The sequence below is a fragment of the Paraburkholderia jirisanensis genome, assembly GCF_054782355.1.
This window is the reverse complement of the sequence record NZ_BAAGSQ010000025.1, coordinates 483,310-499,254: the sequence shown is the minus strand read 5'-3', so window position 1 is coordinate 499,254 and position 15,945 is coordinate 483,310. Positions and strand designations below refer to the sequence as shown.

The following is a 15,945-nucleotide window of genomic DNA, read 5'->3' as shown; positions in this document are numbered from 1 at the left end:
AACGAATAAACTTTCCCGGCGAACGGAAGCACCGTTTGAAATGAAAAAGTGCGAGGTCGATCCGCTCGAAACATCCTGTATGCCGGCGTTTCCGGCTGGTCGCGACGTTATACGGCGCAGCATTTCGGTGTGCGCATCGGTGCCGTCCGACCGGGATTTTCTGCTGCGGGTTTTTGAAAGCACGCGTACTGCCGAATTCGTTGCGGCCGGTTTCGATACGGACACGATTCGCGGTTTGCTTGCAAAGCAGTTCACGATGCAAGACGAGTATTACCGGCGTCACTACCCGCAAGGGCGCTTCGATATCGTGCTGGATGGGGAGCGTCAAATCGGCCGGCTATATCACGATTGGCATGGCAACAGTGAAGTACGTGTAATCGATATTGCATTGCTGCCCGAATATCGCGGCGCAGGTATCGGAGCGCGGCTGATGAAGACTGTAGTGGCTGAAGCGGCGCATCGAACGCTGGCCGTCAGTCTTTATGTAGAACGGGATAATCCGGTGCGCGGCTTTTATCGCAGGCTCGGATTCGCGGCAATAGGTGAAAACGGTGTTTACGAACAGATGCGCCGCGAGGCCATACCGTTCGATGACAGGGAGTTCGAGCCAGTAGCAGGGCTGACGGATCGGGTCGCGGCATAACGTAACGCGCCGCACCGGTTCCGGCACCAGACGCTGCCAGGCACGAAGCGAGACAGAAGATATCGACAGGCGCGGAGCGGCATACGCCAGATCCTGCCGGGGGGCAACGTGCAGTCCATACCGACACACGCCGAACTGATCGCCGCGATCGGACGGCCGTTTTCGTTTGGCACCGCCGGCGGGCAAACCGTCGACGCAATTCTCGTGGCCGCACCGGCCGGCATTCCAATGGATGAAAGCTACACCTGCTTTAGCGCGACGTTCACGTTGCCAGCGGGTGTCTATCTACCACAAGACAATTACCGCATCACGTCGCCCGACGGGCAGGTCTGGGATCTGCTCGCCACGCCGACGCGCCCAGAGCCGGACGGCCGGGCCGCGCTCACCTTTGTAGTGCACTGCCGTTTGACCGATCCGACCGATACGGCCAACGCAGACGCTGTTTCGTAGTTCATCTTTTTTGACTTCGACAGAGGGGGCGTTCGATGAGTGATCCATATCTTGGTGAAATCCGCATGGTCGGTTTCACCTTTGCACCTTATGGCTGGGCGTTGTGCGCCGGCCAGCAGGTTCCCATTTCCCAAAACCAGGCGCTGTTCTCGCTGCTGGGCACGACTTACGGCGGCAACGGCACGACTACCTTTCAACTGCCGGATCTGCAGGGCCGCAGCCCGGTCGGTGTGGGCAACGGCGCAGGTCTGACGCCGATCGTGGCAGGCCAGATTTCCGGCACTGAAAACGTATCGGTGTTGGTGTCCAATATGCCGTCGCACACGCACGTTGCGACCGTAGCGGGCGGCGGTGCCGGCAGCCCGTTGAGCATTCCGGTGGCGATTCCGGCCACCATCACTAGCACCGGCGAGGGTGCCGTGCCCGGCACGGGGACCACGCTCGGTCCGATCGCCGCCGGCGGCCGTCCGGGATCGCTTTACTCGACCAACCCGCCGGACACTACGCTCAAGCCGTTCAACGTAACGGCGACGATCGCGGCGACGACGGTCACGAACGCATCGATCGGCAACGGCCTGCCGCTCGCGATTCGCAATCCGTATCTGGGCCTGACCTGCATCATCGCGCTGCAAGGCGTTTTCCCGACGCGCGGCTAACAAGAACGATCTGAAGCACCGGCTGTGCGAAGCGCTCGAGCGGCCGCACAGCCCACAGGACATACTGCGATGCATACTGCCCGGAAGCTTGCCGTCGACCTGACCCGTTCGTTGCGGCGCTGGCGCGCGCGGCGCGTGAGTGCGGCACCGGCCGCCGCGGCATCGGCCGGCGCGGCATCGGCCGGCGGGCCGGCGGCGCTTGCTTCACCGCTGATGCTCGCGCTCGAGCCGCGCATCGTGTATGACGCATCGGCTGCGGCGATCGGCGCCGGTGCCGGCGCCCATGCTTCTGGCGGCGCAGCGCACCATCATCATCACGAGGCGGATGCGCATCCGGCCGATGCGGGGGCGGCGGCAAAGCCCGCGGCATCGAAAAGCACGACCGACTCATCCAGCGCACCGCGCAACAATACCGCGCAGCCGGTGCAGCGTCAGACTACTCAGGACACCGCGCAGGACACCGCGCAAAACACCGCGCAGGACCCTGCCAGGGACACCGCACAAACCGCCGCCGCCCCCGAAAGGCAGGTGGTGTTCATCGACCCGAGCGTCGCGAACTACCAGCAGCTGATCGCCGGTTTGCCGGCCGGCACCGATTACGTGATCCTGAGTTCGACCAGCGATGGCCTGGCGCAGATCGCCCAGTATCTGCAGCAGCATCCGGGCGTGGATGCGATCCATCTGGTGTCGCACGGCACCAACGGCGCGATCCAGGTGGGCGCCGTATGGCTCACGCAGTCCGACATTGCCGCGTACAACGGTGAGCTCGCGCAGATCGGCGCGGCGATGAAGCCCGGCGGCGACTTCCTGATCTACGGCTGCGACGTGGCCGAAAACAGCAGCGGCCAGGCGCTCGTGCAGCAGATCGCGACCGCCACGCACCTGAACGTCGCGGCGTCGACCGACGCGACCGGCGCGGCCGCGCTAGGCGGCGACTGGACGCTCGAATACGACGTCGGCGCAGTGCATACGTCAACCATTTTCTCGGCCGCGTCGGAGCAGCAATTCGGCGAGTTGCTCGGCGTCACCGTCGATACCTACGACAGCGACGGGGGCTTCGACACGACCGGCACGACGTTCACGCTGGACGGCATTACGTACACGACCAATCAGCCGGCTGAGTTCGAGGTCGTAAGCAGCGCCGACACCCCGGGTGTGCCGTTGAGCAGCGGGCCGAGCGACGAAGTGCTGTTAGGCAACGTAGGCTCAACTGGTATGACGTCGTTGACGATGACGCTGCAAAACGGCCACTCGATGTCCGTGCAGAGCTTCGACATCGACATCTTTGCTCCGGCGATAGTCGCCGTGCAGGCACTCGACGCATCCGGCAACGTGATCGGCACGATAACGCTCGACACCGACAGCAATGGCGGAAGCTCGACGTTTCACGTCGACCTGTCGGGCAATTCGGCGTTTGCGAATGTCAAGAGCCTCAGGTTTCTCGAGACTGACGGCAATCTGCTGACTCCGACCCTCAACAATTTCACCTACACCGACGTGCCGCCGGCGCCGCCGCACCTTGCCGCCACCGGTGGCAGCTCGTCGTTCGTGTCGGGCGACGGCACGCAGGGGCCGGCGGTCGCGATCGACCCCGGCATGACGCTGACGGACGGCTCGGCGACTGCGTCGTCGGCGGTCGTGTCGATTACCACCGGTCTGCATTCCGGCGAAGACGTGCTCGCCTTCACCAACAACAATGCCGCGCAATTCGGCGACATCACCGGCACCTACAACGCGCTCACCGGCGTCCTGTCGCTGACTTCGGCCAGCGGCACCGCGACCATCGCGCAGTGGCAGAACGCGTTCGACAACGTCACTTACAAGGACACGGCGGCGGTGCCGCTCACCAACACGCGCACCATCAGCTTCTCGCTGACGTCCGATGGTTCGTCCCAGAGCAGCAACACCGTGCAGAAGACGGTGACGGTCACGGCCACCGACCAGACGCCGAAGGTGACCGGTTCGGGCAGCACGGCGAGCTACGGGTCCGGCGCCGCGGCGACGACGGTCGACACGCATATCGGCGTGACCGACACCGACAACGCCACGCAGTCCACCGGGACGGTCTCGGTCAGCTCGGGTTTCCATACCGGCGACACGCTGAGCTTCACCAACACCAGCAACGCGACGTTCGGCAATATCACCGCGACCTACGACGGCGCCGGCACCCTGACGCTGTTCTCGGCGGGCGCGACGGCCACCGATGCGCAATGGGCCGCCGCGTTATCGGCAGTGACGTTCTCGAGCAACAGCCATACATACGGCAACCGCACGCTGTCCTTTTCCGTCAACGACGGCGTGAAAAACAGCGTGGCCGTCACCGATACGATCAACGTCGTCAATCCAGTGCTGGTGACGACCGATAGCGGTTCGACGTCATTCGTCGCGGGCGACAACACCACCTCCAATCCGGTCTCGGTCGATCCCGGCATCACGCTCACCGATTCGGCGATTACGTCGGCCAGTTCGGCGACCGTATCGATCACCGGCAACTTTCACGTTGGCGAGGACGTGCTCGGTTTCACCAACACCAGTTCGTCGACCTTCGGCGACATCTCGGCGACGTATGTCTCCGGCACCGGCGTGCTGACGCTGACTTCGGCGAGCGGCACCGCCAGCATCGCGCAATGGCAGAACGCACTGCGCGCGGTGAGCTATACGGATTCGGCGATCACGCCGAACAACGCGACGCGTACGATCAGCTTCACGGTGACCGACAGCGGCGGCAATGTCAGCAATACGGGAATCCGCGGGGTGACGGTGACCGACGTCGACCAGACGCCGACCGTCGCGACCAGCGGCACCATCACGAGCTACGTCGGCGGCCACCCCGCGACGCCGATCGACGGCGGTATTGCGGTGAACGACCGGGATAACACGACGCTCGCAAGCGGCATCGTGTCGATCACCGGAAACCTGCAAACCGGCGATACGCTGGCGTTCACCAATAACAACACGACGCTGTTCGGCAATATCACCGCTACCTACAGCGGCGGCGTGCTGACGCTGAACTCGGCGGGGGCCACGGCCACCGACGCGCAGTGGGCCAATGCGCTGTCGGCGGTGACGTTCTCGAGCAGCAGCAACGTGGGCGGCAATCGCACGATCTCGTTTTCGGTCAGCGACGGCGTGAAAACCAGCGTGGCGAAAACCGATACGGTGAGCGTGCTCGCGCCGCCGGTCGTCACGACCGATAGCGGCTCGGCCGCCTTCATATCGGCCGACAACGCCCCGTCGACGCCGGTGGTGGTCGATTCCGGCGTGACGGTCACCGACGGCGCCAGCACGACGCTGGGCACCGCCACCGTGTCGATCACCGGCAACTTCCACTCGACCGAGGACGTGCTCAGCTTCAACAACGACGGCGTGACGATGGGCAATATCACCGCGTCATACGATCCGGGCACCGGCGTGCTGACACTGACGTCGGTGGGCCATTCGGCGACGCTCGCGCAATGGCAGAGCGCGCTGCGCTCGGTTACCTACACCGACACCGCAGTCTCGCCGGACACCGCTACCCGCACGATCAGCTTCACGCTGGTCGACGGCGCCAACAACACCAGCGCCGCCAGCACCCGCACCATCACGGTCACCGCGGTCGACCAGACGCCGATCGTCAGCGATACCGGCGGCACCACGGCGAGCTATGTCGGCGGCCACCCGGCGGTGACGATCGACGGCGGCATCACGGTCAGCGATCTGGACAATACGACGCTGGCGAGCGGCACGGTGTCGATTACCGGCGGCCTGCAGAGCGGCGACACGCTGTCGTTCACCAACACCAGTTCGACGCTGTACGGCAACATCACCGCAACCTACAGCGCCGGCGTGCTGACGCTGAACTCGGTGGGCGCCACGGCCACCGACGCGCAATGGGCCAATGCGCTGTCGGCGGTGCAGTTCTCGAGCACCAGCGTGATCGGCGGCGCTCGCACCATTTCGTTCAAGGTCAGCGACGGCACGAAGACCAGCACGCCCGTCACCGACACGGTCAACGTGATCGCGCCGCCGGTCGTGACGACCGACGGCGGCTCGGCCACATTCATGGCCGGCGACAACACCACCTCGACGCCGGTTACCGTCGATGCCGGCCTGACGCTGACCGACGGCGCCAGCACGACGTTCGTGTCGGCGACCGTAGCGATCACCGGCAACTTCCACGCCGGCGAAGACGTGCTCGGCTTCACCAACGACGGCGCGACGATGGGCAACATCACCGCGACGTACGATGCGGGCACCGGCGTGCTGACGCTGTCGTCGCTGGGCGGGACCGCCACGATTGCGCAATGGGAGGCTGCGCTCCAGGCCGTGCAGTACACCGATACGGCGATCACGCCGGACAACCCGACGCGCACGATCAGCTTCACGGCAACCGACGGCGCCGGCGTCACCAGCAACACGGCCACGCGCACGGTCACGGTGACGGACACCGACCAGACGCCGATCGTCACGACCACCGGCGGCACCACGAACTATGTCGGCGGCACCGGGGCGACCACGATCGACAGTTCGATCGCGGTGAGCGACCTCGACAACACGACACTCACCACGGCGAAGGTGACGATCAGCAGCGGCTTCCACATCGGCGACGTGCTGCAGTTCATCAACACCGGTTCGATTACCGGTTCGTACAACGCGTCGACCGGCGAGCTGACGCTAACCGGCTCCGGCAGCGTGACGCTTGCACAATGGCAAAGCGCGCTGTCGAGCATCCAGTTTTTCAGTTCGAGCACGACCTTCGGCACGCGCACGCTGTCGTACACCGTCAACGACGGCCTGAAGACCAGCGTCGCGGCCACCGATACCGTGGCGGTGCTCGGCCCGCCGCAGATCACCACCGACAGCGGCTCGGCTGCGTTCACCGCAGGCGACAACACGAGTTCGACGCCGGTCGCGATCGATGGCGGCCTGACGCTCACCGACGGCAGCAGCCTGACGTTCGCGTCGGCCACCGTGGCGATTACCGGTAACTTCCATGCGGGCGAAGACGTGCTGTCGTTCGCCAACGATGGCGCGTCGATGGGCAACATCAGCGCGACGTACGATGCCGCGACTGGCATCTTGACGCTGACCTCGTCGGGTGCGACGGCCACCATCGCGCAATGGCAGGCGGCGCTCGAAGCGGTCAGGTACACCGACACGGCGATCACGCCGAATACGGCAACGCGCACCGTGAGCTTCACCGCGATCGATGGCGGCGGCGTGGCCAGCAATACGGCCGTGCGCACGGTCACGGTGACCGACACCGACCAGACGCCGATCGTCACGACCACCGGCGGCACGACTACGCAGGCGAGCGGTGCAGCCGCCACGGCGATCGACAGCGGCATCTCGGTCACCGACCTCGACAACAGCACGCTGGCGTCCGCCAAGGTGTCGATCAGCGCGGGCTTCCAGAACGGCGATACGCTCGCCTTCAACAATACCGGCACGGCGCAGTTCGGCAATATCACGGCTTCGTACGACGCCAGCACCGGCGAGCTGACGCTTAACTCGGCCGGCGCGACGGCCACCGACGCGCAATGGGCCAACGCGTTGTCGGCGGTGAGCTTCGCGAGCACCAGCACGGCCTTCGGCAACCGCACGATTTCGTTCTCGGTCAACGACGGCAGCAAGACCAGCCTGGTGTCGACCGATACGGTGAACCTCGCCGCGCCGCCGCAGGTGACGACCGATGCCGGTTCGGCAAACTTTGTCGAGGGCGACAACACCGCGTCGACGCCGGTAGCGGTGGACAGCGGCCTCGCGTTGAGCGACGGCGCCAGCACCACGCTTGCGTCGGCCACCGTCGCGATCACCGGCGGCTTCCATGCGGGCGAAGACGTGCTGTCGTTCGCCAACGACGGCGCCACGATGGGCAACATCACGGCCTCGTACGATGCCGGCACCGGCGTGATGACGCTGAACTCCGCGGGTGGTACCGCGACGCTCGCGCAATGGCAGGCTGCGCTCGAAGCGGTGAAGTACACCGACACCGCGATCAAGCCGGACACCACCACGCGCACCGTCAGCTTCTCGGTGATCGACGGCGCCGGCAACGCGAGCAATGCCGCCACGCGTGCCGTCAACGTGCAGGCCACCGACCAGTCCACGCTGGTCACGCCGCCGGACGGCGGCACCTACAAGGACGGCACGGCACCGACGGTGATCGGCAGCGGCATCACCATCACCGATCTCGACAACCCGACGCAGAGCTTCGCGACCGTGTCGATCGGCAACGGTTTCCATCGCGGCGACCTGCTCGCGTTCGTCAACAGCAATGCGGCGGCGTTCGGCAACATCCAGGCGTCGTACGACGCCGATACCGGCGTGCTGACGCTGACCTCATCCGGTGCGACCGCCACCAATGCGCAGTGGTCGCGGGCCTTGTCGGAGATCACCTTCGCGAGTACCAGCGATACGCTCGGCGCGCGCACGGTGCAATTTGTCGTCAACGACGGCACCAAGACCAGCGCAACGGTCTCGGCGACCGTCCAGGTGCTGGCGGTGGCGAGCCCGGTGCAACCGGCCGCCAACACATCGAATCTGCCGCCGCCGAACGACCTGCCGCACTATCCGGCGGCCGCTGCGGGTGCGACGTCTGCACCGATGCCGGCCGCACCGATCCTGCTGACGTCGCGCACGACGGAGCGGCTCGGCGGCATCGTCGTCAACAACACGCCGGACGTGCTGGCCGAGTTCGAGCCTGAGCGTCCGGTCGGCGAAATTCCGCCGCTCTACACCTATACCTTCACCACCGACGACCGGCCATTCGTGGTCGGCCGCACCAGCGTGCCGCCATTGCCGCCGCTGGTGCCAGACAGCCTGCGTAGCACCGGGGTGGGCGTCGATACGCTGCCGCCGCTGACGCTGGATGTCGCCGCGACCGGAGGCCGCTTCACGATCGATCTCGCACAGGTCGATGGCGTGTCGCTCGCCAACGCGGCCAACGTCGACGTCACGCTGGCCAACGGGCGGCCGCTGCCGGCGTGGCTGCATTTCGATGCGGCTAAGGGCAGGCTGTCGGGCGCGATTCCGCGCGGCGCGCACGACGTGCGCGTGATGGTGCAGGTGCGCGACGCGAACGGCCATCTGGTGCGACGCGAGATCATCGTGGCGCCGGGCCATCATCGCGCGCGCCACGCGCCGGCCGTGCACGCGCCGCGGGGCGCGCATGGATCGCACGGAGTGCACAAAGCGCATGCCGCGCTCGAACCTCGCACCATAGTCGAGTCGCACGTCGCAGTCGAAGCGCGTGCCGCATTTGAACCGCATGGCGCGCTGGTACCGAACGATGCGCATGCCGTGATGCAACCGCGCCCGTGGCTGCCCGCCGGCAAGCCGTCGCTCGCCGACCAGTTCGCGCAGGCGAGCGCCGCGCTGCATATCGCGCGGCCGGCCAGCGCCACCGTCGCGCTGGAAGCGCCGGCCGTAGCGGCCGCCGATGTGGGACCCGACACAGCAGCCTTTGCCGCGCAAAGCGCGGCCGGCACCGACCCATCCGTCACGCACCTATAAGCACAACGGCCAACGAGATCCTCGCCAACATCAACCATGAGAGAGTCGTCGAAGTGACCACCACCACGATCGCGCAACCGCGCATGCTGCGTATGCCGCGCCCCTCGCTGGTCGCGCTTGCCGTCGCGGCACTTTGGCTGTCGGGCTGCGCCGTGCACCCGACTCCGTTTACCGACGCCGAGCGCGTCGACGCCGTGAAGACCGACCGCACGCAGATGTTCGCGCAAACCGAACCGCTCGCCGGGCCCGTCACGCTCGAAGAGGCGATGGCGCGCTCGATCCGCTTCAATCTCGATCACCGCCTGAAGATGATGGAAGCGGCGCTCGGCCAGAAGCAGCTCGACGTTGCCAACTTCAACATGCTGCCGCAGCTCACCGCGGCGGCCGGTTACACGAATCGCAACCATCCGCTCGCGTCGTCGTCGGAGGGGTTGTTTACGGACACCGAGGTGGTGCCGGCGTCGTTCTCGACCGACCAGAACATGCGTACGGCCGACCTGACGTTCTCGTGGAACCTGCTCGACTTCGGCGTCAGCTACTTCGAGGCGAAAGAGCAGGCCGACCGCGTGCTGGTGCTCGAGCAGCGCCGCCGCAAGGTCGTGCAGCTCTTGATGCAGCAGGTGCGCGAGTCGTATTGGGAAGCGGCCGGCGCGCAGCGGCTGGACGGCCGCATCACGCCGCTGCTCGACGAAGCGAAGAAGGCGCTCGACGAATCGCGCCGCACGCAGCAGGAAGGCCTGCGCTCGCCGCTCGATACGCTCGCGTACCAGCATGCGCTGCTCGATATCATCCGCCAGCTCGAGACCGTGCGCGATCAGCTCGAAGAGGCGAAGCCGCGTCTCGCTTCGCTGATGAACGTCGCACCCGGTACCGAGTTCCAGCTTGCGCCGCCGGCCGGCTTCGGCGTGCCGAGCTTCGACATGCCGATGGAACGCCGCGAAGAAACCGCGCTGGAGCGCCGGCCGGAACTGGTCGAAGCGAGCTACAACGAGCGCATCAGCATCAACGAAACGCACAAGGCGATCGCCAAGCTGCTGCCGGGTATCGAGCTGCAGCTCGGTGGCCATTACGACAGCAACAGCTTCCTCGTTTATCACGCGTGGCGGGCGGCGGGGATCAACATCAGCTGGAACCTGCTGAATATCCTGAACGCGAAGAATATTCGCGGCCTCGCCGATGCGCAGCACGACGTTGCCTATGCGCAGCGTCTCGCGCTTTCGATGGCTGTGTTGACGCAGGTGCACGTGGCGAGTGCGGAGCTGTCCGCCAAGCAGCGGCAGTTTGGCTTGAGCCAGCAGATCAGCGACATCGATGCGCAGATCCTGCAGCATACGCACAACGCGACGGTCGCCACCGCACAGGGCAAGCTCGAAGAAATCCGCGCGGCAATGAACGCGATGATGTCGGAGCTGCGGTTGTATCAGAGCTACGGTGAACTGGAAAGCGCGTACGGGCAGCTGCTTGCCACGCTTGGGCTCGATCCGGTGCCGGACAAGCTCGCCGGCGACGATCTGAAGTCGATCGAACAGTCGATCGTTGCGGCGCAAAAGCGTTGGGACGATATCGGCCGTCCGGCGGCCGAGGCGAGCGCGGTGGCGGATAGTGCGGCGGGCGAGACGAAGGCAGCGGATAGCGGCGCAGGCGGCGCGAATCGCGCAGGCGATACGGGCGGCCCGATCGGCACCGGCAGCGCGCCGGGCATGGCGAAGCCGGCGACCCAAACCAGCCCGGCGGCCAGTACCAGCGCCGTCGTGCAGACCAGTGCAGTAGCGGCAACCGCAGCGGTAGCTGAGGCAAAGGCGCAATGAAACAAGGCAGTCGGGTTTGGGTTGGGAAGGGCATGACAGCAATCGCGGCGCTTGCATGGGTCGCGTGGGTCGCGCCGCAGTGCGCGATCGCGGCGGCTGGCGTGGCGCCGGGTACGCCTGCTACGTCGTTGCCAGCGCCGCAAAACGCGGTGACCGCGGCGGCGTTGCATGCGCCGGCATCGGCTTTGCCTTCGCCTGCGGCGGGCGCGGCGCAGGGCCAGGCAAACACGGACGGCGACGGCCGCATCCGCATTCAGCTGGTGCCGCGCGATCAGGTCGACGTGGCCAGCGAAGTCGCCGCGAAAATCGCCACGCTGCCGTTTCGCGACGGCGATGCGTTCCGCGCGGGCCAGACGCTCGTGTCGCTCGACTGCTCGCTGTATGCGGCGCAACTGCACAAGGCGCAAGCCGAGGCCGAAGCGGCCACGCAAATGAAGAACGTCAACGAGCGCCTCGCGCAGCTGCACTCGATCGGCGAACTCGACGTCCAGCAGGCGGTAGGCCGCGCCAGGGCGGGCGCGGCCGAAGTCGCCTACATGCAGGCGACGGTGCACAAGTGCGCGATCGCCGCGCCGTTCGACGGGCGCGTGGTGAAGCGCAGCGCGTCGGCGCAGCAGTTCGCGGAAGTCGGCAAGCCGCTGTTGACCATCGTGGATACCAGCCACCTCGAACTGAAAATGATCGTGCCGTCGAAGTGGCTGGTGTGGCTCAAGCCCGGCCATCCGTTGACGGTGAAGGTCGACGAAGTCGGCAAGAGCTATCCGGCGAGCGTGGCGCGCATCGGCGCGCGCGTCGACCCGGTCACGCAGACGGTGGACGTGACCGCGTCGCTGAATGGGCGGCCGTCCGAACTGCTGCCCGGCATGAGCGGCTGGGCCAGCTTCAACCCGCAGTGAAGCGATGAACGGCCCGATTCGCATCGAAGCCAACGACCTCGCGCTGCTGTGGCAGCTGTCGGCGCGCGCCCGCGATGCGCGCAGCGAGGCGACGCTCGGTTTCACGATCGTCAATGAGACGCTGGCGCTGCTGCCGTACCGGCAAGCCGCATGGTGGCGCGCCGGCGCGCATGGCTTCGGTGCGGTGGCCGCGCTGTCGGGGGTGCCGCAAAGCGATCCGGGCGCGCCGTATGTGCAGTGGCTTGGCGAAGTGTTTCGCACGCTCGCGCGGCAGCGGCAGCAGGCGCAGGCCGATGCGGCGGCGTTCGCGGCGCAGGCCGGTGCGGCGCAGCGTGAAGCCGGCGGTACAGCGCGCAAAGGCGATCCGCGTGGTGCAGCGCGTGCAGCGCATGGCGGCGCGGTACATGACGACGCACACGCTGCCTACGCCGACAACGCCGACAACGCCGACAACGCGCAGGCCGCTTATGCTGGCGCGGCGCAGGGCGCTTACGCCGACGAAGCACATCGCGCAGCCCAGCCGTCGCAGGCCGGCGCGCCGCGCGATGCACGCACTGCTTCGCTCGTGCTGGCGCGGCCGCATCCGTTCACCGCCGACGATCTGCCGCCGGAGGTCGCCGCCGACTGGCCCGCATGGTGGCCCGCGCACGCGTTCTGCGTGCCGCTGGTCGACGTCACTGGGCACATCAGCGGCGCGGTCGCATTCGCACGCGAACAGCCGTTCACGCCGATCGAAGCGGCGATGCTGGCCGAACTCGGCGCTGTCTGGGCGCACGCGTTGCGCACCTTCGCGCCGCGCGCGTCGCTGCTCGAGCGTGCCCGCGGCTGGCTGCGGCCGGGCCGGCGGCGTTGGCGCGTGCTGGCGCTGTGCGCGGCCGTCATCGTGTTCCCGGTGCGGCTCACGGTGCTCGCGCCGGGCGAAGTGACCGCGAAAGATCCGTTCGTCGTGCGTGCGCCGCTCGACGGCGTGATCGATCACGTCGATGCGCAGCCGAACCAGCGTGTCGCGGCCGGCACGCCGCTGTTCGAGCTGGATTCGACCACGCTCGCGTCGCGCTACGCGGTGGCCAACAAGAACTACGACGCCGCGCAGGAAGAGTACCGGCAGACCGCGCAGCTCGCCGTCACCGAGGATAAGGACCGCCTCGACATGGCGCTGCGCAAGGGCAAGGTCGACGAAACTGCGGTCGAGCGCGACTACACCGCGCGCGAACTGGCGCGCGTGCGGGTTGCCGCCACGCGCGCCGGCGTCGCGGTGTTCGCCGATGCGAACGACTGGAACGGCAAGGCGGTGTCGGTCGGCGAAAAGGTGATGCTGCTCGCCGATCCCGACCACGTCGAATTGACCGCGTATGTGCCGGTCGCCGACAACATGAACATCAAGCCCGGCTCGACGCTGACGCTGTATCCGAAAAGTTCGCCGCTGGCGTCATACGACGCGCGTGTCGATACCGTCGCGTGGCGTGCGGAGCCGACGCCCGACGGCGTGCTCGCGTATCGCGTGAAGGCCAGCTTCGACGGCGGCACGCACGCGCTGCCCGCGCTAGGCGCGATGGGTACCGCGCGGATTCACGGCGCGTGGGTGCCGCTCGTGTATTACCTGTTGCGCCGGCCGCTGACGGTTGCGCGCCAGTGGCTAGGCTGGTGACGCAGCGTGATGGCGAAGCGCCGGCGCCGAGTCCCTGGCCGAACCGAAAGAAAACCCAGTTGAACCGAACGCCCAAGCCGAACCGTTAGCGACGCGAAATCGACATCATGCAAGCCCGAGCCTCGCTGCCCCATCTGCCACCGCTGCGCCAGGAGTTGAGCCTGATGCCGGGCGCCGCGACGCCCGAGGGCGCGCCGACCTGGATGCTGCACGACCCGGCCGTGAACCGCTTCTTTCAGCTCGGCTGGCCGGCCTTCGAGATGCTGTCGCGCTGGGCGCTCGACGACCCGCAGGCGATCGCCGCCGCAGTGAATCGCGACACCACGCTGAACCTGTGCGCCGACGACGTCGACGCGCTCGCGCGCATGCTGCGTCAGCAGAACCTGACGGTGGCAGTGAACGCCGAAGACTCCGCGCGGATCGCCGCCACCGCGGCGGCCGGCAAGCTGTCGAACGCGATGTGGCTGCTCAAGCACTACCTGATGGTGCGCATACCGCTGTGGCGGCCGATGCCGTTCCTGCAGCGTGCCGCGCGTCATGTCGCGTTCGCGTTCCTGCCGGCGTTCTGGGTCGGTGTCGTGCTGTGCGCGCTGGTCGGTCTCGCGCTGGTGTCGCAGCGCTGGGATCAGTTTCTGCACACCTTCCACGGCTACGCGGACTGGAGCGGACTCGCCGCGATCGGCGCGGCGCTGATCTTCGGCAAGGTGTTGCACGAGTTCGGTCATGCGTTCACCGCATACCGCTACGGTTGCCGCGTGCCGACTATGGGCGTCGCGCTGCTGGTGATGGTGCCGGTGCTCTACACCGATACCACCGAGGCGTGGAAGGTGCCGTCGCGTGCGGACCGGCTGCGTATCGGTGCCGCGGGCATGCTGAGCGAGCTGGCGCTTGCCGCGTTCGCGACGCTTGCATGGTGTCTGTTGCCGGATGGCCCGCTGCGCGCCGGCGTGTTTCTGCTCGCCACCACCAGCTGGGTCGGCACGCTGACCATCAACGCGAGCCCGTTCATGCGCTTTGACGGCTACTTTCTGCTGTCCGACTGGCTTGACATGCCGAACCTGCATGACCGTGCGTTCGCGGTCGGCCGCTGGTGGCTGCGCGAGTGGCTGTTCGGCTTCGGCGACCCGCAGCCGGAACCGTGCTCGATCAAACGGCGCCGCTTCCTGATCGGCTTTTCGTTCGCGACCTGGCTGTACCGGCTCGCGGTGTTCGCGTCGATCGCGCTGGTGGTCTATCACGCGTTCTTCAAGGTATTGGGCGTGATGCTGTTCGCGGTCGAATTCGGCTGGTTTATCGCGCGGCCGGTGGTGCGTGAGCTGTTGGTGTGCTGGCAGCGTCGCGGCGCGCTGCGCTGGCGCAAACAGACGGTGCGCAGCGCGCTGCTGGCCGGGCTGGTGTTCGCGTTGCTGGTGCTGCCCTGGCATGGCGGCGTCGACGCGCCGGCCGTGTTCGGGCCGCTGCGCGCGCAAGGGCTCTATACGCCGGAGGCCGCCTATGTGCTGGCCGGTCAGCCGCTCGCCCGCGACGGCCAGACCGTGCGCGCCGGCGACGTGCTGGCCGTGCTCGCTTCCCCCGATCTGGAGCGGCGCCTGAAGACCGCGCAGGTCGAGGCCGCGCTGCTCGACTGGCAGGTCAGCCAGCAATCGTTCGACCCGCGCCTGCTGGAGGCCGGTACCGCGCTTACGCGTCGTGCGGACGCGGCGCGCGCGGCGGTCGCGGGGCTCTCCGCGCAGCTCGCGCGCCTGACGCTGCGTGCACCGTTCGACGGCACGGCGCAGGCGCATGAAGAGCTCGCGGCCGGCACGTGGCTTCCGCGCGGTGCGCATCTGTTCGATGTGATCGGGCCGGACGGCGTGAAGGGCGATGCGTTCGTCAACGAAGACCAGCTCGCGCACATCCGCACCGGCGACGCGGCGCGCTTCGTCGCGTCGCTGCCGGAAAGCCCTATGCTGCGTTGCCGGGTGACGGGCATCGATCATGTGAACCTCGCGACGCTCGACGAGCCGGCGCTCGCTAGTGTTTACGGCGGACCGCTGCCGGTCGACAGGCAGCCGGGCACCGAGCGGCTGGTGCCGGTGGCGGCGACTTATCGCGTGCGCATCGGCGACTGCGCGGTGGGGCGGGCCGAGGGGGGCGAGGGCGGCGACATTGCAATGCATGCGGTCAATGCGCCGGCAACGCGTGCGCCGCCTCTGCCCGCGCTGTCGCGCGAGACGGTCGGCACGGTGCTGGTTGGCCGCGAGCGCGAAAGTCTCGCGTGGCGCGGGCTGAAGTGGATGATCTCGGTGGTGCAGCGTGAGGGCGGCGCATAACCTGGCGTAGCGGCAAGCGGCGCTGTGCCTCTATC

Annotated in this window: 8 protein-coding genes; all 8 read left to right on the top strand. The window is 67.1% G+C overall.

What is annotated here, in order from left to right; all coding sequences use genetic code 11:
• Positions 1 to 79: 79 nt before the first annotated feature.
• Positions 80 to 643, top strand: a complete 564-nt coding sequence (locus tag ACYVNQ_RS14000) for a GNAT family N-acetyltransferase (RefSeq protein ID WP_460903092.1) — start codon at positions 80 to 82, stop codon at positions 641 to 643.
• A gap of 108 nt (positions 644 to 751) precedes the next feature.
• Positions 752 to 1,093, top strand: a complete 342-nt coding sequence (locus tag ACYVNQ_RS13995) for a DUF6916 family protein (protein ID WP_460903091.1) — start codon at positions 752 to 754, stop codon at positions 1,091 to 1,093.
• A 35-nt stretch (positions 1,094 to 1,128) separates the two neighbouring features.
• Positions 1,129 to 1,749, top strand: coding sequence for a phage tail protein (locus ACYVNQ_RS13990; protein ID WP_460903090.1), 621 nt, complete (start codon positions 1,129 to 1,131; stop codon positions 1,747 to 1,749).
• 69 nt (positions 1,750 to 1,818) lie between these two features.
• Complete coding sequence (locus ACYVNQ_RS13985; protein WP_460903089.1) at positions 1,819 to 9,246, top strand: DUF4347 domain-containing protein; 7,428 nt, start codon at positions 1,819 to 1,821, stop codon at positions 9,244 to 9,246.
• A 53-nt stretch (positions 9,247 to 9,299) separates the two neighbouring features.
• Positions 9,300 to 11,054, top strand: a complete 1,755-nt coding sequence (locus ACYVNQ_RS13980) for a TolC family protein (RefSeq protein ID WP_460903088.1) — start codon at positions 9,300 to 9,302, stop codon at positions 11,052 to 11,054.
• 32 nt (positions 11,055 to 11,086) lie between these two features.
• Positions 11,087 to 11,950 (top strand): efflux RND transporter periplasmic adaptor subunit, encoded by an 864-nt coding sequence (locus ACYVNQ_RS13975; protein ID WP_460903087.1) that lies wholly within the window; start codon positions 11,087 to 11,089, stop codon positions 11,948 to 11,950.
• Between the two features lie 4 nt (positions 11,951 to 11,954).
• Positions 11,955 to 13,598 (top strand): efflux RND transporter periplasmic adaptor subunit, encoded by a 1,644-nt coding sequence (locus tag ACYVNQ_RS13970; RefSeq protein ID WP_460903086.1) that lies wholly within the window; start codon positions 11,955 to 11,957, stop codon positions 13,596 to 13,598.
• Between the two features lie 107 nt (positions 13,599 to 13,705).
• Positions 13,706 to 15,910, top strand: a complete 2,205-nt coding sequence (locus tag ACYVNQ_RS13965; RefSeq protein ID WP_460903085.1) for an HlyD family efflux transporter periplasmic adaptor subunit — start codon at positions 13,706 to 13,708, stop codon at positions 15,908 to 15,910.
• Positions 15,911 to 15,945 lie beyond the last annotated feature (35 nt).

Coding starts and splice junctions, on each gene's coding strand:
- ACYVNQ_RS13965 (WP_460903085.1), top strand. CDS start 13,706: ATGCAAGCCCGAGCCTCGCTGCCCCATCTGCCACCGCTGCGCCAGGAG.
- ACYVNQ_RS13985 (WP_460903089.1), top strand. CDS start 1,819: ATGCATACTGCCCGGAAGCTTGCCGTCGACCTGACCCGTTCGTTGCGG.
- ACYVNQ_RS13990 (WP_460903090.1), top strand. CDS start 1,129: ATGAGTGATCCATATCTTGGTGAAATCCGCATGGTCGGTTTCACCTTT.
- ACYVNQ_RS14000 (WP_460903092.1), top strand. CDS start 80: ATGCCGGCGTTTCCGGCTGGTCGCGACGTTATACGGCGCAGCATTTCG.
- ACYVNQ_RS13970 (WP_460903086.1), top strand. CDS start 11,955: ATGAACGGCCCGATTCGCATCGAAGCCAACGACCTCGCGCTGCTGTGG.
- ACYVNQ_RS13975 (WP_460903087.1), top strand. CDS start 11,087: ATGACAGCAATCGCGGCGCTTGCATGGGTCGCGTGGGTCGCGCCGCAG.